The sequence below is a fragment of the Pseudomonas sp. St29 genome (assembly GCF_001547915.1).
Taxonomy (GTDB): domain Bacteria; phylum Pseudomonadota; class Gammaproteobacteria; order Pseudomonadales; family Pseudomonadaceae; genus Aquipseudomonas.
In genome coordinates, this window is the sequence record NZ_AP014628.1 from 1,165,939 (window position 1) to 1,183,855 (window position 17,917).

Below are 17,917 nucleotides of genomic sequence, written 5' to 3' on the forward strand. Positions count from 1 at the left end.
CTCTTGCTTACGGCTTGAAGCTTGAAGCTTGCCGCTGCTTTACCAGCAGATGCCTTCGGTACGGCCCTTGCTGCTGGTGGCCTTGGCCATGAAGCCCACCAGGTCGATGACCTGCTTGCCGTCAGGCACGTGTTCGGCCAGGGCGCGGAACTTCTCGTCGCGGTTGCCGAGGATGATCAGGTCGGAGTTGCCGATCACCGCGTCGAAGTCCGAGTTGAGCAGGGACGAGACGTGGGGGATCTTCGACTCGATGTAGTCCTTGTTGGCGCCGTGGACCCGGGCGTACTCGACGTTGCTGTCGTAGATGCTCAGGTCGAAGCCCTTGCCGATGAGCATTTCCGCCAGTTCCACCAGCGGGCTCTCGCGCAGGTCGTCGGTGCCGGCCTTGAAGCTCAGGCCGAGCAGGGCGACCTTGCGCTTGTCGTGGCTGGAGACGATGTCGAAGGCGTTCTGCACCTGGGATTCGTTGCTGCGCATCAGCGAGTTGAGCAGCGGCGCCTCGATGTCCAGGGAGCTGGCGCGGTAGGTCAGGGCGCGCACGTCCTTGGGCAGGCAGGAGCCACCGAAGGCGAAGCCCGGGCGCATGTAGTACTGGGACAGGTTGAGGGTCTTGTCCTGGCAGACCACGTCCATCACTTCGCGGCCGTCGACGCCCACCGCCTTGGCGATGTTGCCGATCTCGTTGGCGAAGGTGACCTTGGTCGCGTGCCAGACGTTGCAGGTGTACTTGATCATCTCGGCGACTTCGATGTCCTTGCGGATGATCGGTGCGTCGAGTTCTTCGTACAGCACTTGCAGCACATCGCCGGAGGCCTGGTCGAACTGGCCGATCACGGTCATGGGCGGGAAGTCGTAGTCCTTGATCGCGGTGCTTTCACGCAGGAACTCCGGGTTCACCGCGACGCCGAAATCCACCCCGGCCTTCTTGCCCGAGCAGTCTTCGAGAATCGGGATCACCACGTTCTTCACCGTCCCTGGCAGCACCGTGCTGCGCACGACGATGGTGTGGCGGGTGGCCTTGTCGCGCAGGACGAAACCGATCTCGCGGCACACCGATTCGATGTAGTCCAGTTCCAGGTCGCCGTTCTTCTTGCTCGGGGTACCGACGCAGATCATCGACAGGTCGGTATCGCGGATGGCTTCGGCGAAGTTGGTGGTGCCGCGCAGACGAGCGGTCTGGATACCTTGCGCCAGAAGTTCACCCAGACCCGGTTCAACGATCGGCGATTTACCGGCGTTGATCAGGTCGATCTTCTCTTTCGAAATATCTACGCCAACCACTTCGTGGCCCCGTGCGGACAGGCAACCGGCACAGACTGCACCGACGTAACCCAAACCAAATATGCTGATGCGCATCGCATTTACCTCTGTGTTATTCACGCCATTAGATGGCCGGAGTTAATGTTTGCCAGCTGTTGTTGCGCACTCGGAAGTACAACGAAGTACGTTGTAGGGCCGCGTGCAGGCAGACTAAGTTCCGAGTGTCTAAATAAGTGCACTCAAGTTGTGCGCAACCGATCCTTGTTGTTCTGATTTGCCCTTGAATGTTGCCGGCGGCTCCTGCTGCAGGGTTCGCGAGAAAAACCATCCGCTATCCTTGGGATGGCTGAAGGCCACGTAATACGGGCTTTTCAGTTGGTTCTCGCGGCCCTTGAAGGCCAGCTGTTCCTTGGCTCGTTAGGGGATAGTTGTGCTGCCTTATCTCCTGTTGTTTACCCTTTAGTTCAAGTTTGTGACTCATTGGTCAAAGGTGGACGCAACTTGATTAGTTTCAGTTGAGTCCGTGTAAGTCATCTCCTACAAGCTCGTTGAGAATCGTTACCGGTGGTATGAGCGGTGTCCGCAGGCATAGTTCCGGCCCGCTCATCCTGTTTTGCGAAATTTCTTGAAATATTGAGAAAGATGGCACTGCTTTCAAACTGATAGCACTTAAGGTTTGGGCCTTTAGTTGTGGGGAGTTGAACTGCGTAGATAGTTTTGTGCCACTACCGAATAAAAAAAGTGGTGCCACTACTGAAAAAATTCAGCGCTGTCGAGTGAAATAAAAGTTATGCAAAACGCGGAAAGTTCTGTCGCGCCAAAAAAATGGCTTATCGAAGGCGGGGAATGTGCGGGTGATCACATTCTGGCGCGCTCGCCAGGTGGTAACGAGCGCGGCAGGGGAACGCTTTATTCCGGTGCGTGGTCGCGCAGGAACACCAGGTTGTCGGCTTTGGATTGCTCCGCGCTGAAGCGGTAGCCCTGGACGTCGAATTGCTTGAGCTGGGCGGGGTCGTTGATGCGTTCCTGGATGACGAAACGGCTCATCAGGCCCCGGGCCTTCTTGGCATAGAAGCTGATGATCTTGTACTGGCCGTTCTTCAGGTCCTTGAACTCGGTGTTGATGATCCGCGCGTTCAGGGCGGTGCGCTTGACCGCCGAGAAGTACTCGTTGGAGGCCAGGTTCAGCAGCAGGTCGTCGCCCTGATCGGCCAGGGCCTCGTTCAGCCATTCACTGATGCGGGTGCCCCAGAAGGCGTACAGGTCCTTGCCCCGGGCGTTGGCCAGCTTGGTGCCCATTTCCAGGCGGTAGGGCTGCATCAGGTCCAGGGGGCGCAGCAGGCCGTAGAGGCCGGAGAGCATGCGCAGGTGCTGCTGGGCGTAGTCGAAGTCCGCTTCGCTCAAGGATTCGGCATTGAGCCCGGTGTAGACGTCGCCCTTGAACGCCAGCAGCGCCTGCTTGGCGTTGTCCGGGGTGAAGGCCGGGGTCCAGCTGCCGAAACGCGCGGCGTTGAGCCCGCCGATCTTGTCGGACACGTGCATCAGTTCGCTGATCTGCGCCGGGCTCAGTTCCCGCAGTTGCTGGATCAGTTCCTGGGAGTGGTCGAGGTATTGCGGCTGGGTAAAGCGCTGGGTGACCGGCGGTGTTTCGTAATCGAGGGTCTTGGCGGGTGAAATCACCATCAGCATGGGGTCGTCTCCTTTAAGCGTCGGGGGATTCTAGGGGCTCGGGCGCCGGGACTCCACCTATGATGGCGATAGCCATGACCGCTGATCGCGGTTCGCCGGCAAGCCGGCTCCTACATAGCCCTGTAGGAGCCGGCTTGCCGGCGAAGGGGCCCTGATTCCTGGCCCAGATCGGCTATAGTGCCGCGCGGGTTTTGTTCTGGAGGCATCCCTTTTGCGTATCGCGTTTCTCTTCTCGGCCTGGCTACTGAGTGTCAGCGTGCTGGCGGCGCCCAATGATCCGGCGACCCTGGATCGCAGCACCTGGCCGGAAAAGCTCGACAATCCGACCCTGTTCGACGTCGCCTCGCGGGCCGAGATCCTGACCTTTGCCCGTGCCCTGCTGGTCAGCGAGGCCTGGGACGAGGCCTCGCTCAAGCAGCGTCTGGGCTTGCGCATGATCAACATGGGGGCGATCAACGAGCTGCGCGAGCATTTGTGGGCGCGCCTGCTGGAGAACTACGATTTCGCCCAGCAAAGCTGCGATCAGGACGCTTCGTTCTGTTTCCTGGTGGAAAACATGCAGCAGTTGCGCAAGCAGGCCGGCAAGTTCCAGCTCGGCGAGGATTCCTATTACGCCCGCTGGGGCGAACCCAGCCGCAGCTTTCACGAGCAGTACCTGGATGAGTTGCTGCGCAAGGCGGCGCTGTCACCGCAGACCAGCAGCGAGGTGCTGCGTTTCGGCGATTACGAGCGCAATGGCGACGAACTCAATGACCGGCTGTTTCTGCTGACCTTCGACAGCGCCGCCAACCTGGCGCCGGACAATACGCCCTGGCTCACCAACTACCTGCGCAAGGCCAACCTCAGCGGGACGTTCTTCGTCCTCGGCAACGACATCCAGAACCGCCTCGACAAGGCTTCGGTGGCCAGCCTGCAGTCGCTGTATTCCCGGCAGTGCGTCGGGGTCCAGGGCTGGGAGTTCCGCTCCCACAGCCACTGGCAGGACTGGCAGTACTCGATCCAGCGCAGCGCCGACCTGGTGAAGAGCAAGCTGCCGGAAAACTACGTGCCGCTGTTCCGCCCGCCCCTTGGCCAGCGCCGCGCCGACGCCGAGGGTTTCTTCAATGCCCAGGGCATGCAGGTGGCGTTGTGGGACATCGACGCCCAGGATGGCGCCGGCAAGCTCAAGGCCGAGGACAGTGGCCAGCGGGTGCTGACCCTGATGCTGTTGTGGCGGCGCGGGGTGATTGCCTTCAATGCCAAGCAGGACGGGGTCAAGACCAGCCTGCCCTGGTTGCTGGCGCAGACCGCGCAGAGCGGGATTGGTTGGGAGGATTGTCAGGACGCGTTCCGCTGAAACGGCCAAGTGCCCGGAAACACGGGGCGTGGGCGCAAAAGGGGGCGGATTTCAGCGGGGTTTCGAGGCAGGCGGACTTCCGACTTTAACGGTGAGCGGGCAGTGCGCCAAGGGCTTTTCGTCACTCTGAAAAATAAACATCAAAAAAGCGTCAAAGTGCGTTTTCCTGTCACGGTTTTTGGAGTATTACGAACTCAGACCGCCGAAACCTGCGACACAGGTGGCGTCTTCCAAGACTCCTCGTGTGCAGCTCACCTGACCCCCCCTGCGGGTGAATTCGGTGGTCATTCGAGGCGCGATACCCCATGGTATTGCGTCGACTGGCTCCCACATAAGGTGACCGAGTATGGATGACCACGGACGTAGCTCTTCTTCCAACCAGCCAATCCTTTATGTACTCGATACCAATGTATTGATTCACGATCCCAACGCCTTACTGAATTTCGAAGAACACCACGTCGCCATTCCCATGACCGTCCTCGAAGAGCTGGACAAGCTCAAGAGCGGACATCACAGCGTTGCCGCGGAATGCCGCCAGGCGATCCGCCTGATCGACAAGACCCTGGGCGAGGCTTCGCCCGAGGATGTCGAGCTGGGCGTGCCGATCCAGCGTGGCAAGAGCGGGCCCAAGGGCTTGCTGTCGATCCTCATGAGCAAGCGCAACGAGCCCAACAGCCTGTTGCCGGAGAACCTCAACGACAACATCATCATCAACCAGTTGATCGACCTGCGCGCGCGCAACAAGGACCTGCCCGTGGTGCTGGTGACCAAAGACATCAACATGCGCCTCAAGGCGCGGGCCTGCGGGATCGCCGCCGAGGACTACAGCACCGACCAGCTGGTGGACGACGTGTCCCTGCTGCCCAATGGTTTCCACAACATGAGCGGCTCGTTCTGGGACCGCGTGAGCAAGGTGGAAACCCGTCAGGATCACGGCCGCACCTGGCACCAGGTGCAGCTGATCGACAACCTGCCGGCGGTGCATATCAATGAATTCATCATCGACGAACAGGGCTTTGTCGGCTGGATCAAGGAAATCCGCGCCGATGTGCTGCTGATCCTCGACCTGCATCAGGAACCCCTGTTGCACCAGGAAGCCTGGGGCCTGAAACCGCGTGACATCTATCAGGGCCTGGCGCTGTACGCGCTGCTCGACCCGGACATCCACCTGGTCAACCTGTCCGGCGCCGCCGGTTCCGGCAAGACCATCCTGGCCCTGGCCGCGGCCATCGAGCAGACCATGGTCAGCAAGCGCTACCGGCGCATCATCGCCACCCGCAGCGTGCAGGGGCTGGACCAGGAGATCGGCTTCCTGCCGGGCACCGAGGCGGAGAAAATGGAGCCCTGGCTGGGCGCCATCACCGACAACCTCGAAGCCCTGCACATGGATGACGAGAACACCCACGGCAGCGTCGACTACATCCTCAGCAAGGTGCCGTTGCAGTTCAAATCCCTGAACTACATCCGCGGCCGCAGCTTCCAGCAGAGCCTGATCCTGATCGACGAATGCCAGAACCTCACCCCGCACCAGATGAAAACCATCATCACCCGTGCCGGCGCCGGTTCCAAAGTGGTGTGCCTGGGCAACCTGGCACAGATCGATACCCCTTACCTGTCGGCCACCAGCTCGGGCCTGACCTACCTCACCGAACGCTTCAAGGACTTCCCCAACGGCGTGCACATCACCCTGCAAGGGGTGCCGCGCTCGATCCTGGCGGAGTACGCGGAGAGCCATCTGTAACGGCAATGCCTTCCAGCACGGGCGGCCTTCGGGTCGCCCGTTTTGCATTCAGGCCCCGGCCCCGGGTTATCCTGCGCTCCCGCCGCCGAGCGTTCCCCAGTTGGAAAACACCGGATGACCCGCGTTTCCCTGCGCAATATCGACCTGAATCTGTTGGTAATCCTCGATGCCTTGCTGACGGAAAAGCATGTGACCCGCACCGGCGAGCGCCTGCACCTGAGCCAGCCGGCCATCAGCCATTCCCTGGGCAAGCTGCGGGTGCTGCTGGATGATCCGCTGCTGATCCGCCAGGGCAACGAGGTGCTGCTCAGCCCGCTGGCCCGTAGCCTGCAGGCGCCCCTCAAGGAGGTTCTCAGCCAGATCGAGACCTTGCTCGGCAAATCCCTGGACTTCGACCCGGCCACCTCGCAGCGGATCTTTCATTTGGCGATGTCGGATTACGCGGCGGCCATCGTCCTTCCCCGGCTGCTGGTGCGCTTGCGCGGTGAGGCGCCGTTGATGCGCCTGGTGGTGACCCAGGGCAGCCGCCACGAGATGTCCGAGCAGATTGCCCAGGGCCAGATCGACCTGGCCCTGGGAGTGTTTCCCAGCCTCGGCGCAGAGATCGCCAAGGAGGTGCTGTTTGAAGAGACCTTCTCTTGCCTGGTGGATGGCAGCACCTTGGGCGCGGAGCAAAACCTGGATTTGAACACCTACCTGGCGCGTCCCCATTTGCAGGTGTCGATGGACGGTTGCTTCAACGGTGAGGTCGATCAGCGCCTGGCCGACGAAGGCCTGGAGCGCCAGATTGCGGTCAGCGTGCCCCATTGGGGGGCCGCGCCGAACATGATCCGTGGCACCGACCTGATCCTCACCGTGGCCAGCCGCACCCTGGACGAGATCCCGCTGCAGCAGGGACTGCTGCGCTTGGCCCCGCCGCTGAACATTGCGCCCTTCAAGTTCGTGCAGATCTGGCATTCGCGTTTCAGTGATGACTTGGCGCATCGCTGGTTGCGCGAGCAGGTCAGGCTGGCCAGCGCAGCCAGGGACTGAGGCGGTACTTCAGCCACGGGTGGTGATGACGAAGCCGCCGATCACCACCAGCACGCCGATCAGCTTCTGCAGGCTGATGTCCTTGCGTGGCAGGCCCACCAGCCCGAAGTAGTCGATGATCAGCGAGATCAGCAACTGGCCGATGATCACCACCATGATGAAGTTCAGCGCCCCCAGGCGCGGCGCCATCAACAGCGCGACGGTGATGTAGAGCACCCCGGCCAGGCCGCCCATCCAGATCCACCAGGGACCTTGCAGGGCGGCCATGAGATTGGGCTTGGGCACCTTGATGAACAGCAGCAGGACCCCCAGCACCAGCAGGCTGACCAGCAGCGAAACTCCGGTGGCCCACAGTGGATGCCCCAGCAGGGTGCCCAGGCGGGCGTTGGTCCCGGCCTGGAGGGGCACGGCGAAACCGGCGAGCAGGCTGAGCAGGATTGAAACGAACAAGGCCATGAAGCGACTTCCTTTTTTGGATGTTGGCGCTGTTGTACGGTTATCCAGCGCCGGGCTCCAATTCGTTGTTCTGATGCGCCCTATTCGTCGGGCTGATTGCCGTTTGGCGCAGGCAGATGCCCCGTGCGAAAAATTGACCCGCAGGTTTACAATCGGCCCACCTGATCAGGAGTAACGCCGTGCTGACTCATCTCGATTCCCAGGGGCGCGCCAATATGGTCGACGTCACCGACAAGGCCGTGACTTTTCGCGAGGCGGCGGCCGAAGCCCGGGTGCGCATGCTCCCGCAAACCCTGCAGATGATCGTCAGTGGCGGTCACCCCAAGGGCGATGTATTTGCCGTGGCGCGCATCGCCGGGATTCAGGCAGCGAAGAAGACCAGCGAGCTGATCCCCCTGTGCCATCCGCTGATGCTGACCAGCGTCAAGGTCGAGCTCAGTGCCGAGGGCGAAGACAGCGTACACATCGTGGCCCGTTGCAAGCTGTCGGGGCAGACCGGGGTGGAGATGGAGGCGTTGACCGCCGCCAGCGTCGCCGCGCTGACGATCTATGACATGTGCAAGGCCGTGGACCGCGGCATGATCATCGAAGGCGTGCGGGTGCTGGAGAAGACCGGCGGCAAGAGCGGCCATTACCGGGTGGCTGACGCATGAAGATCTCGGTGAAGTTCTTTGCCCGCTACCGTGAGGCCCTGAAGCTCGATGGCGTGCTTGTCGAGGGCGACTTTGCCTGTGTCGACGATGTGCGCCAGGCGCTGCTGTCCCGTGACGGGGCCGCCGTGCTCGCCGAACAGAACCTGATGTGCGCCCGCAACGAAGAGCTGTGCCAACTGGACGAACCCCTGGCGGACGGCGATGAAGTGGCGTTCTTTCCCACCGTGACCGGAGGCTGAGATGGCAATCCGTGTGCAAGCCGCGGCCTTCGATCCCGGCGCCGAAGTCAATGCCATGCACGCCGCCAATACCGGGGTGGGCGCGGTGGTCAGTTTTGTCGGCTACGTGCGCGATTTCAATGACGGCCAGGACGTGCACGGCATGTTCCTGGAGCATTACCCGGGCATGACCGAAAAGGCCCTGGGCAAGATTGCGGCCGAAGCCGAGCAGCGCTGGCCGCTGTTGCAATTGCAGGTGCTGCACCGCGTCGGCGCCCTGGAACCGGGCGAGCCGATTGTCTTCGTCGGCGCGGCCAGTGCCCATCGCCAGGCAGCCTTCGATGCCTGTGCCTTTGTCATGGATTATCTGAAGACTCGCGCGCCGTTCTGGAAAAAGGAAAACACCGCCGACGGCCCGCGCTGGGTGGAAGGCCGCGACAGTGATCACGCTGCGGCCGAGCGCTGGAAAGACTGATCCTCTGATGCCTGGCGGCGGGGCCGGATCCCGCCGCAATCCTGCTTGCAATCGACTGCGACTGTTCCCGCCGACCGCTGGGGATAAGTCGCTGCGCGCGCCGTTGACGATATGTACGTAAAAGTCCAGTATGGAATTACAAGTACAAATACAGCGTCTCCCGTTTCACCCCTTCCTTCTGTCTTGCCAAACCAACAACAACCCGCGAGAGAACGAACATGAAAAAATTCCCCCTCATCAGTGGCCTGGCCTTGAGCCTGTTGGCGTGCAGCAGCCTGATGGCTGCCGAGAAAACCCTGCGCCTGGGCATCGAGGCGGCGTATCCGCCGTTCGCCTTCAAGACCGCCGACGGCAAGATCGGTGGTTTCGACTACGACATCGGCAATGCTTTGTGCGCGCAGATGCAGGTCAAGTGCGAGTGGGTCGAGGGCGAGTTCGACGGTCTGATTCCCTCGTTGAAAGTGAAGAAGATCGACGCCGCGCTGTCCTCCATGACCATCACCGCAGAACGCCGCAAATCGGTGGATTTCACCCACAAGTACTACTTCACCTCGTCGCGCCTGGTGATGAAGAAGGGCGCGGTGGTGGATGACCAGTACGCCAGCCTCAAGGGCAAGACCGTGGGCGTGCAGCGTTCCACCACCACCGATCGTTTCGCCACCGAGGTCTTCGAGCCCAAGGGCATCAAGGTGGTGCGCTACAGCAACAACGAAGAGATCTACATGGACCTGGCGGCCGGGCGCCTGGACGCGATCTTCGCCGACACCATTCCCCTGGATGATTTCCTGTCGATGCCTCGCGGCGCCGACTACGCCTTTGTCGGGCCCGAGTTGAAGGATCCGAAGTACGTCGGCGAGGGCGCGGGGATCGCGGTGCGCAAGGGCAACAGTGAACTGGTGGGCGAGTTGAACAAGGCCATCGATGAGATTCGCGCCAAGGGCGAATATCAGAAGATCCAGGCCAAGTACTTCAAGTCGGATATTTATGGGGATTGAGACATTGCGGTGTTCTTGAGGACGCCTTCGCGAGCGAGCTCGCTCCTACAGGTATTGTGCAATTGCGTGTAGGAGCGGGCTTGCTCGCGAACCTTTACTGTCCCTTCAATTCCTTCAGGTGCTTGTACACCGTGGCCCGGCCCATGTTCAGCACGTTGGCCACGTAGTTGGAGGCGCTCTTGCCCTTGAAGGCGCCCTCGGCGTGCAGCGCCAGCACCAGCTCGCGCTTGTGGTCGCGGGTCAGCAGGTTCAGCCCCAGCTGGCGTTCGCGCAGCCAGTTGTGCAGGAAGGTGTTGATGCGTTCCTGCCAGTCGTCGCGAAACAGCGAGTCGGGCTGGGGAATCAGTTTGCTCGGCGAGAGGAACAGGTCCAGCGCCGCCTTGGCGTTTTCCAGCAGCGAGATGTTCAGGTTGATGCACAGCACGGCCATTGGCTGGCCGTGGCTGTCGCGCAGCACGCTGCTGAGGCTGCGGATCTTCTGCCCGTCCCAGTTGAGCTTTTCATAGGGGCCGATATTGCGCTCCTCGCTGTCGCCACTGAGCAGGTCTTCCAGGGCCGCATCGTCGCCCACTTCGCGCTTGGACAGGTTGTTGGCGATGTAGTCGATCTTCTGCGTGCGCAGGTCGTGGAGCACCACCTCGGCGTGAGGGAAGAACAGCGTGGCAATGGCATCGGCAATCGCCCGGAAGTTGTCCAGGGCAGGGTCCTTTGCGGGTGAGGTCATGGGTCGTACTCCAGGCGGCATCGGCGCCCGCCGTTGGCGGGCGCTGGGAGTGTGCCGCAATCGTTCGGGCGCGTCATCTTGAGGGCCTTCAGCCGAGGCGGGCAGGGGACAGCATGGCGGGCGTGAGGCCGAAGCGGGTCAGCTGTTCCGGCAGTGGCTGGCCCCGCACCAGGGCGGCGCTGGCCTGGCCCATGGCCGGGGAGGTCTGGATGCCGTAGCCGCCTTGCCCGGCAACCCAGAACAGCCCGGGCACCTGTGGATCGAAACCGGCCAGCAGGTCGCCGTCGCTGACAAAGCTGCGCAGGCCGGCCCAGGTCCGGGTTGGACGTCGGATGCTCAGGGTGGTGGCTTCTTCGATCTGGTAGATGCCCAGGGCAATGTCCAGTTCCTCGGGCTGCACATCGTGGGGCTCCACCGGGTCGGCGTTGGCCGGCGAGCCGAGGAACATGCCGGCGTCGGGCTTCATGTAGAAGGATTCGTCCAGGCTGACCAGCATCGGCCACTGGTGAATATCGAGCCCTTCCGGGCCGGCGAAAATAAACGCCGCGCGGCGCTTGGGTTGCAGGCCCAGGCGGCGCGCGCCGGCCATGGCGCCGATCTGGTCGGCCCAGGCGCCGGCGGCGTTGATCAGCAGGGGGGCGCTGAAGGTCTGGCCGCTGGTTTGGACCTGCCACAGCCCTTGTTCATCACGGCGCAACCCCAGCACTTCATGGTCGGTATGGACCTGGCCCTGATGGCGGCGAATGCCCCGCAGGTAGCCTTGGTGCAGGGCGTCGGTGTCGATGTCGCTGGCAGTGGGGTCGTAGAGGGCCCCGTGGACCTTTTCGCGGCGCAGGATTGGCAGGCGGGCGCAGGCTTCGTCAGCGCTCAGCCGCTGCATCTGCGGCACCGTGGCCTTGGCGCTGAGGTACTGATTGTTCAGTTCGGCCGGGTCACCGTTGAAGTCCACGGTCATTTCGCCCCGTGGCGTCAGCAGTGGGTGTTCACAGAAACCCTCTGGCGGGTGGTCGAAAAAGTCCCGGCTGGCCAGGGTCAGGGCGCGCACCTGGGCAGTGCCATAGGCAGCGGTGTAGAGCGCGGCGGAGCGGCCGGTGGAGTGGTAGGCCGGGTGCGACTCGCGTTCCAGCACGATGACCCGGCCGTGGCGCGACAGCCAGTAACCGGTGGAGGCCCCGGCGATACCGCCGCCGATGATGATGAAGTCTGCCTGGGTCATTGATAACTCCGGAAAAGATGCAGGTGACGGTGGCTTAGGGCTGGCGTTGCAAGTGGTACAGGGCATTGGCCAGGGCGATGTCTTCCAGGCCCAGGCCGATGGAGCGGAAGAACACGTGGCGCTCGGCATTGGGGCGCCGGGCCTGGCCGCTAAGCAGCTCCGGCAGGTCGCCGAGGATCGCCGCGCTGTCCCAGCCGTGCTGTTCGCCGGCGATCAGCATCTCGCCGGCCGAGCCCGGGGTGGTGCGCCGGTAGTCGCAGTAGACCTGCAGCTCTGGCAGGGCCGCGGGCGGCACTTCATGGGCCCGTGGCGCGTTGGTGCTGATGGAGGTGATCAGCGCCGGCTTGCCGAGGCGGCGCGGATCGATCACCGGCCCGGCGGACGAAGTGCAAAGCATGATCACGTCGGCATCTTCGACAGCTTCTTCAAGCTGCGGGACGATTTGCAGGCGCGGATCGAGGGCCTTGAGACGCGCAAGCTCCTCGGCGGATTTGCTCGCAAGGCTTGGGGAAAAGAGGCGGATGCTCTGCCAGGGGCGCAGGTCTTTCACGTAGTGCAGGTGAGCCTGGGCCACCGCGCCGCTGCCGATGATCGTCAGGTGCCGGGCCTCGGGCGTGGCCAGTGCCTCGACGGCGACCGCCGTGGTGGCGGCGGTGCGTGCGGTGGTCAGTTCGGCGGCGTCGCACAGCAGCAGGGGCTGGCCGCTGTCCATGGACATCAGCAGGGTCCAGGCGGTGACCAGCGGGCCTTCGGCGCGGACGATGTAGGGCGAAGTCTTGACCCCGTACACCCGATCTTCAGCCAGCACCCCCAGGTAGTTGATGAAGTCGCCGGCGCCCTGGGGAAACTCCACCAGCTGCTGCGCCGGTTGCACGGCGAGTCCGGCGGCCAGGTCGCGGAACAGTTTGCGCAAAATCTGCGGGACGTCGATTTGCGCGAGCCACTGGCGGGCTTCGGGTCGGGCCATCAGGTAGGGCGTGCTGGACATGCAAGGGCTCCCATCAAATTAAACTAATTTGTCCATTATGGACTTTTAGTTTTGGTGGGCAATATCCAGGCGAAAAAAAACGCAGCCGGTGATGGCTGCGTTTTTTTTGGTGCGCCCGTGATCAGGCTTGCGGGCGTTTGCGCTCTACAGGGCGCAGCAGTTCGGCGGGCGGCATCTCGCAGCTGATCTTGCGTCCCAGCAGGGCTTCGATCGAGGGCAGCTGGTAGGAGTCGTCCTCGCCGGCGAAGCTGATGGACACGCCCTCTGCCCCGGCACGCCCGGTACGGCCGATGCGGTGCACGTAGTCGTCCGGCACTTCCGGCAGGGTGAAGTTGATCACATGGCTGATGCCGTCGATGTGAATGCCGCGGCCGGCCACGTCGGTGGCCACCAGCACCCGGATCTTGCCTTCGCGGAAGCCTTCCAGGGTCTTGATCCGCTTGTGCTGCGGCACGTCGCCGGACAGCTGGGCGGCGTTCACCCCGTCGCGCACCAGGCGTTCCTCGATGCGCCGCACTTCATCCTTGCGGTTGGCGAAGACCATGACCCGTTCCCAGCCGTTGTCGGTGACCAGGTTGTACAGCAGCTTGTACTTGTCGGCCCCGGCCACGGCATAAATGTGCTGTTCGACGTTTTCGCTGGCGACGTTCTCGGCCTCGATCTCGACGATTGCCGGATCGGTGGTCCATTGCTTGGCCAGGTTCATCACGTCATCGGTGAAGGTGGCGGAGAACAGCAGAGTCTGGCGTTCGCTCTTGGGCGGGGTCTGGCGGATGATCTGCCGCACCTGCGGGATGAAGCCCATGTCGAGCATGCGGTCGGCTTCGTCCAGCACCATCACTTCGACCATGTCCAGGTGCACGTCGCCGCGCTGGTTGAAGTCCAGCAGACGGCCCGGGGTGGCTACCAGGATGTCGCAGTGGCGGGCTTCCAGGTGCTTGAGCTGTTTGTCGAAGTCCATGCCGCCGACGAAGGTCATGACGTTGAGGCCGGTGTACTTGGTCAGCGCCGCGGCGTCCTTGGCGATCTGCACCACCAGCTCCCGGGTCGGGGCAATGATCAGCGCCCGTGGCTCGCCCATGTAGCGCTCTTTGGGCGGCGGGGTCTGCAGCAACTGGGTGATGATCGAGATCAGGAACGCGGCGGTCTTGCCGGTGCCGGTCTGGGCCCGGCCGATGGCGTCCTTGCCCGCCAGGGTATAGCCCAGCACCTGGGCCTGGATCGGCGTGCAATAAGGAAAGCCCAGGTCCTGGATGGCGTGCATCAGTTCCGGTGCAAGCTTGAAGTCGTGGAAACGGGTCTTGCCTTCCTGGGGTTCGACCACGAAGTCTTCAAGTTTCCAGGTGCTGGCGGGCGGCTTGGGTGCGCGCGGACGGCGCGGCTGCTCAGGCTTGGGTTGCTCGGCCTTGGGCTTCTCTTGGCGTGGCGCTTTGGGAGCAGAAGGGGCGGCCGGTGTGTTCACCGGTTCTTTTTTAGCTGCGGTAGCGGGTGCGCTCCGTTCCGGCTGACGGCCGTCATTACGGCTGCTGGAACTGGGGGAAGGGGCACTGGGGCCTGGCGCGAGCGGCTCAGCCTCGCTTTTACCGAAGATTTTCTTGAGTGCTTTGAGCACGGTCATCTCATCAATTGGTTAAGGAATGTACGCCGGCCAGTGTAATGCAAGAAACGGGCGCGGCGTAGTCTGTTGCTCTGGCCCCCGGTTGGAGGCGGATTTTCTAGCGCAAACGCTCGTTCAGCCAGGTGCCGATATCGCTGATTTCTTCTGGTAACACCTCGTGCCCCATTGGGTATTCCTGCCATGTCACGGTGACACCATGCTGCTTCAAATACTCGTAGGCGGTGCGGCCCATGGCGTTTTGCACCACTTCGTCGTACTGGCCATGCAGCGACAGCACCGGAATCCGCTGTTGGCTGGCGGAAAGTTGCAGTTCTTCGCCAAAGGTCGGTGCGTAAGTGGAGAGGGCAAGCACGCCACCCAACGGACCCTGCCACTTGAGGAAGGCGGTGTGCAGTACGACGGCGCCCCCCTGGGAGAAACCTGCCAGGAAAATTCGCGAGGCGTCTATTCCGCTGGCGCGTTGCTCTTCGATAAGTCTGATGACTTCATCGGATGATTCGTCGAGCTGTTCACGACTGATCGCGCGAGCCGGGTTCATGGCCAAAATGTCGTACCAACTGGGCATGGCATATCCGCCATTGATGGTCACGGCACGGGTCGGCGCCTGGGGCAGGACGAAGCGGGTGCTCAAGAGTTTTTCCTGCAGCATCTCGGCCACCGGCAGGAAGTCGTAACGGTCCGCTCCCAGGCCGTGAAGCCAGATCACACAGGCATCTGCGGGCTTGCTGGGCTGAAGAATCAAGGGCTCGGTCATGGCTGCTCCATTTTTGTGCGTGCGCGCTGATTGAGTGCGAGGTCAAGGGGCGCGCCCGGTTGATCGGTGAAGAAGATGTCGCACGGTTGAACGTTTTGCTATTGACCACTGGCTGAAACGCTTTAGCCGAAACTGTGGTACGGGCTTTGCTATGGCTCAGAAAGAGGAGTGGAAGTGATAGCACTCTCTGCCGGCGGTAACACTAACAGGCTACCGCGGGCGATGGCATAGCCAACCTCCTCTGATACAGGTTCGCCAATGGCCGCTACGGGCTTTGCGAACTGCAAAGGGCTACAGCCCGTTCGGCCGATTGGTGAGATGTAGGCCCCCCATTACGTGGATTTCTCCTACTAGACTCATAGCGAAGGTCTTACGCCGCTTGACCCTATAAAAAAGCCTACACGGGTCAACAGCGCCTCATGAGGGTGCGGCAGGACTCAAGCTCCGACACAACAAGAGCAAAACTGGAGGTTTGAATGAAGATGTTGAAATCCACCCTGGCCGCTGTCACGGCGGCCACGGTCCTGGCTACAAGCGGTTTCGCACAGGCGGGTGCGACTCTGGATGCAGTACAGAAGAAAGGTTTCGTACAGTGCGGCGTCAGTGATGGTCTGCCGGGCTTCTCGGTACCGGATGCGACCGGCAAGATCCTCGGGATCGACGCCGACGTTTGCCGCGCAGTGGCCGCTGCAGTATTCGGTGACGCGACCAAGGTCAAGTTCAGCCAGTTGAACGCCAAGGAGCGCTTCACCGCGCTGCAATCCGGCGAAATCGACGTGCTGTCGCGCAACACCACCTGGACCAGCTCTCGCGACGCGGGCATGGGCCTGATGTTTGCCGGTGTCACTTACTACGACGGCATCGGCTTCCTGGTGAACAACAAACTGGGTGTGAAAAGTGCCAAGGAGCTGGACGGTGCGACCATCTGTATTCAAGCCGGTACCACTACCGAGCTGAACGTGTCGGACTACTTCCGTGGCAATGGTCTGAAATACACCCCGATTACCTTTGACACCTCCGATGAAAGCGCCAAGTCCCTGGAATCCGGGCGTTGCGACGTGCTGACATCCGACAAGTCCCAGCTTTACGCACAGCGCAGCAAGCTGGCGACCCCGACCGATTATGTCGTGCTGCCGGAAACCATCTCCAAGGAGCCGCTGGGCCCGGTGGTGCGTAAGGGCGACGAAGAGTGGTTCAGCATCGTCAAGTGGACCCTGTTCGCCATGCTCAACGCCGAAGAGGCGGGCATCACTTCGAAAAACGTCGAAGCTGAAGCCAAGTCGACCAAGAACCCTGATGTGGCACGTCTGCTGGGCGCGGACGGTGAATACGGCAAAGACCTGAAACTGCCGAAGGACTGGGTAGTACAGATCGTCAAGCAAGTAGGTAACTACGGTGAAGTGTTCGAGAAGAACCTCGGCAAGAGCACGCCACTGGCCATCGACCGCGGCCTGAACGCGCTGTGGAACAACGGCGGCATCCAATACGCACCACCTGTGCGCTGATGGTTCTATCACCCGGCGGGCCAACCGCCGGGTGATGTTCTGTTCCATTATTCCTGGGGCACTTCATGCAAAATTCTATCGGCGCACCCAAGCAGAGGCTTAGCCTCAGCGATCCGCGTGTGCGCGCCTGGCTGTTCCAGATCATCACCCTCGTGGCGGTGGTTTCGCTGGGCTGGTTTCTGTTCGACAACACGCAAACCAACCTTCAGCACCGGGGTATCACCTCGGGTTTCGACTTTCTTGAGCGCAGCGCCGGTTTCGGCATCGCTCAACACCTGATTGCCTACACCGAAGCGGACAGCTATGCCCGGGTCTTCGTCATCGGCCTGCTCAATACGCTGCTGGTGACCTTTATCGGGGTAATCCTGGCGACCCTGCTGGGGTTCATCATCGGGGTGGCGCGGCTGTCGCAGAACTGGATCATCAACAAGCTGGCGACGGTGTATGTGGAAGTGTTCCGCAACATTCCGCCGCTGCTGCAGATCCTGTTCTGGTACTTCGCGGTGTTCCTGACCATGCCGGGGCCGCGCAACAGCCACAACTTCGGCGACACCTTCTTTGTCAGCAGCCGGGGCCTGAACATGCCGGCGGCGCAAATGGCCCCTGGGTTCTGGGCGTTCGTGGCGAGTGTGGTGCTGGCCATCGTCGCCATTGTGCTGATGTGCCGCTGGGCCAACAAACGCTTTGAAGAAACCGGGGTGCCGTTCCACAAGTTCTGGTGCGGATTGGCGCTGCTGCTGGTGATTCCGGCGTTGTGCACCCTGCTGTTCGGTTCGCCGGTGCATTGGGAGTTGCCGAAGCTGCAAGGCTTCAACTTCGTTGGCGGCTGGGTGCTGATTCCCGAGCTGCTGGCCCTGACCCTGGCCCTGACCGTCTACACCGCGGCATTCATCGCCGAGATCGTGCGCTCCGGGATCAAATCGGTGAGCCACGGTCAGACCGAGGCGGCCCGCTCCCTGGGGCTGCGCAACGGCCCGACCCTGCGCAAGGTGATCATTCCCCAGGCCCTGCGGGTGATCATTCCGCCGTTGACCAGCCAATACCTGAACCTGGCGAAGAACTCGTCCCTGGCCGCCGGTATCGGCTACCCGGAAATGGTTTCGCTGTTCGCCGGCACGGTGCTCAACCAGACCGGCCAGGCCATCGAGGTCATTGCCATCACCATGAGCGTGTACCTGGCGATCAGCATCAGCATTTCCCTGCTGATGAACTGGTACAACAAGCGCATTGCGCTGATCGAGCGGTGAGGAAGCGCCC

The 17,917-nt window shown here is 61.9% G+C and carries 17 protein-coding genes; 9 read left to right on the forward strand and 8 right to left on the reverse strand.

Translation table 11 applies throughout. From position 1 onward, the window contains the following. Positions 1-39 precede the first annotated feature (39 nt). Complete coding sequence (locus PST29_RS05225) at positions 40-1,356, reverse strand: nucleotide sugar dehydrogenase (RefSeq protein ID WP_060842538.1); 1,317 nt, start codon at positions 1,354-1,356, stop codon at positions 40-42. An 813-nt stretch (positions 1,357-2,169) separates the two neighbouring features. Further along, positions 2,170-2,949, reverse strand: a complete 780-nt coding sequence (gene yaaA, locus PST29_RS05230) for a peroxide stress protein YaaA (protein WP_060837637.1) — start codon at positions 2,947-2,949, stop codon at positions 2,170-2,172. A 211-nt stretch (positions 2,950-3,160) separates the two neighbouring features. Between yaaA and PST29_RS05235 the strand changes: the two genes are divergently transcribed. From PST29_RS05235 to PST29_RS05245, 3 genes are all read left to right on the forward strand, one after another. Next, positions 3,161-4,285: a polysaccharide deacetylase family protein gene (locus PST29_RS05235; protein WP_060837638.1), complete on the forward strand. Its 1,125-nt coding sequence runs from the start codon at positions 3,161-3,163 to the stop codon at positions 4,283-4,285. Positions 4,286-4,631: 346 nt separating this feature from the next. Next, a complete protein-coding gene (locus PST29_RS05240) occupies positions 4,632-6,026 on the forward strand; it encodes a PhoH family protein (protein WP_060842539.1) in 1,395 nt (464 codons plus the stop codon). A 114-nt stretch (positions 6,027-6,140) separates the two neighbouring features. Continuing rightward, complete coding sequence (locus PST29_RS05245) at positions 6,141-7,058, forward strand: LysR family transcriptional regulator (RefSeq protein WP_060842540.1); 918 nt, start codon at positions 6,141-6,143, stop codon at positions 7,056-7,058. Between the two features lie 9 nt (positions 7,059-7,067). Here PST29_RS05245 and PST29_RS05250 read toward each other — a convergent pair whose 3' ends face one another. Then, the gene (locus tag PST29_RS05250) at positions 7,068-7,514 is read right to left on the reverse strand and encodes a DMT family transporter (protein WP_047301890.1); all 447 of its coding nucleotides are present in this window, start codon (positions 7,512-7,514) and stop codon (positions 7,068-7,070) included. A gap of 179 nt (positions 7,515-7,693) precedes the next feature. On the opposite strand from PST29_RS05250, the gene moaC reads away from it, so the two are divergent. The 4 genes from moaC to PST29_RS05270 all read left to right on the forward strand — a co-directional run bounded on the left by moaC (position 7,694) and on the right by PST29_RS05270 (position 9,855). Further along, positions 7,694-8,167 carry a cyclic pyranopterin monophosphate synthase MoaC gene (gene moaC, locus PST29_RS05255; protein ID WP_060837641.1) on the forward strand — a complete coding sequence of 158 codons (474 nt, stop codon included), beginning with the start codon at positions 7,694-7,696 and terminating at the stop codon, positions 8,165-8,167. Beyond that, complete coding sequence (locus PST29_RS05260) at positions 8,164-8,406, forward strand: MoaD/ThiS family protein (RefSeq protein ID WP_060837642.1); 243 nt, start codon at positions 8,164-8,166, stop codon at positions 8,404-8,406. Before moaC ends, PST29_RS05260 begins: the two co-directional genes overlap by 4 nt. 1 nt (position 8,407) lies before the next feature. Further along, positions 8,408-8,860, forward strand: coding sequence for a molybdopterin synthase catalytic subunit MoaE (gene moaE, locus PST29_RS05265; protein ID WP_060842541.1), 453 nt, complete (start codon positions 8,408-8,410; stop codon positions 8,858-8,860). Positions 8,861-9,078: 218 nt separating this feature from the next. Next, positions 9,079-9,855 carry an ABC transporter substrate-binding protein gene (locus tag PST29_RS05270; protein ID WP_060842542.1) on the forward strand — a complete coding sequence of 259 codons (777 nt, stop codon included), beginning with the start codon at positions 9,079-9,081 and terminating at the stop codon, positions 9,853-9,855. Between the two features lie 94 nt (positions 9,856-9,949). On the opposite strand, the gene PST29_RS05275 is transcribed toward PST29_RS05270, so the two are convergent. The 5 genes from PST29_RS05275 to PST29_RS05295 form a co-directional block, all read right to left on the reverse strand. Next, positions 9,950-10,579: a helix-turn-helix transcriptional regulator gene (locus PST29_RS05275; RefSeq protein ID WP_060837645.1), complete on the reverse strand. Its 630-nt coding sequence runs from the start codon at positions 10,577-10,579 to the stop codon at positions 9,950-9,952. A gap of 88 nt (positions 10,580-10,667) precedes the next feature. Beyond that, positions 10,668-11,795, reverse strand: coding sequence for an NAD(P)/FAD-dependent oxidoreductase (locus PST29_RS05280; protein ID WP_060842543.1), 1,128 nt, complete (start codon positions 11,793-11,795; stop codon positions 10,668-10,670). A gap of 34 nt (positions 11,796-11,829) precedes the next feature. Beyond that, a complete protein-coding gene (locus tag PST29_RS05285) occupies positions 11,830-12,783 on the reverse strand; it encodes an ornithine cyclodeaminase family protein (RefSeq protein ID WP_060842544.1) in 954 nt (317 codons plus the stop codon). A gap of 121 nt (positions 12,784-12,904) precedes the next feature. After that, positions 12,905-14,401 carry an ATP-dependent RNA helicase RhlB gene (gene rhlB, locus PST29_RS05290; protein ID WP_060837648.1) on the reverse strand — a complete coding sequence of 499 codons (1,497 nt, stop codon included), beginning with the start codon at positions 14,399-14,401 and terminating at the stop codon, positions 12,905-12,907. Positions 14,402-14,498: 97 nt separating this feature from the next. After that, a complete protein-coding gene (locus PST29_RS05295; protein WP_060842545.1) occupies positions 14,499-15,155 on the reverse strand; it encodes an alpha/beta hydrolase in 657 nt (218 codons plus the stop codon). Between the two features lie 476 nt (positions 15,156-15,631). Between PST29_RS05295 and PST29_RS05300 the strand changes: the two genes are divergently transcribed. Next, positions 15,632-16,660 carry an amino acid ABC transporter substrate-binding protein gene (locus PST29_RS05300; RefSeq protein ID WP_016965200.1) on the forward strand — a complete coding sequence of 343 codons (1,029 nt, stop codon included), beginning with the start codon at positions 15,632-15,634 and terminating at the stop codon, positions 16,658-16,660. Positions 16,661-16,725: 65 nt separating this feature from the next. Continuing rightward, positions 16,726-17,907 (forward strand): amino acid ABC transporter permease, encoded by a 1,182-nt coding sequence (locus PST29_RS05305; protein ID WP_060837650.1) that lies wholly within the window; start codon positions 16,726-16,728, stop codon positions 17,905-17,907. Positions 17,908-17,917: the final 10 nt, after the last annotated feature.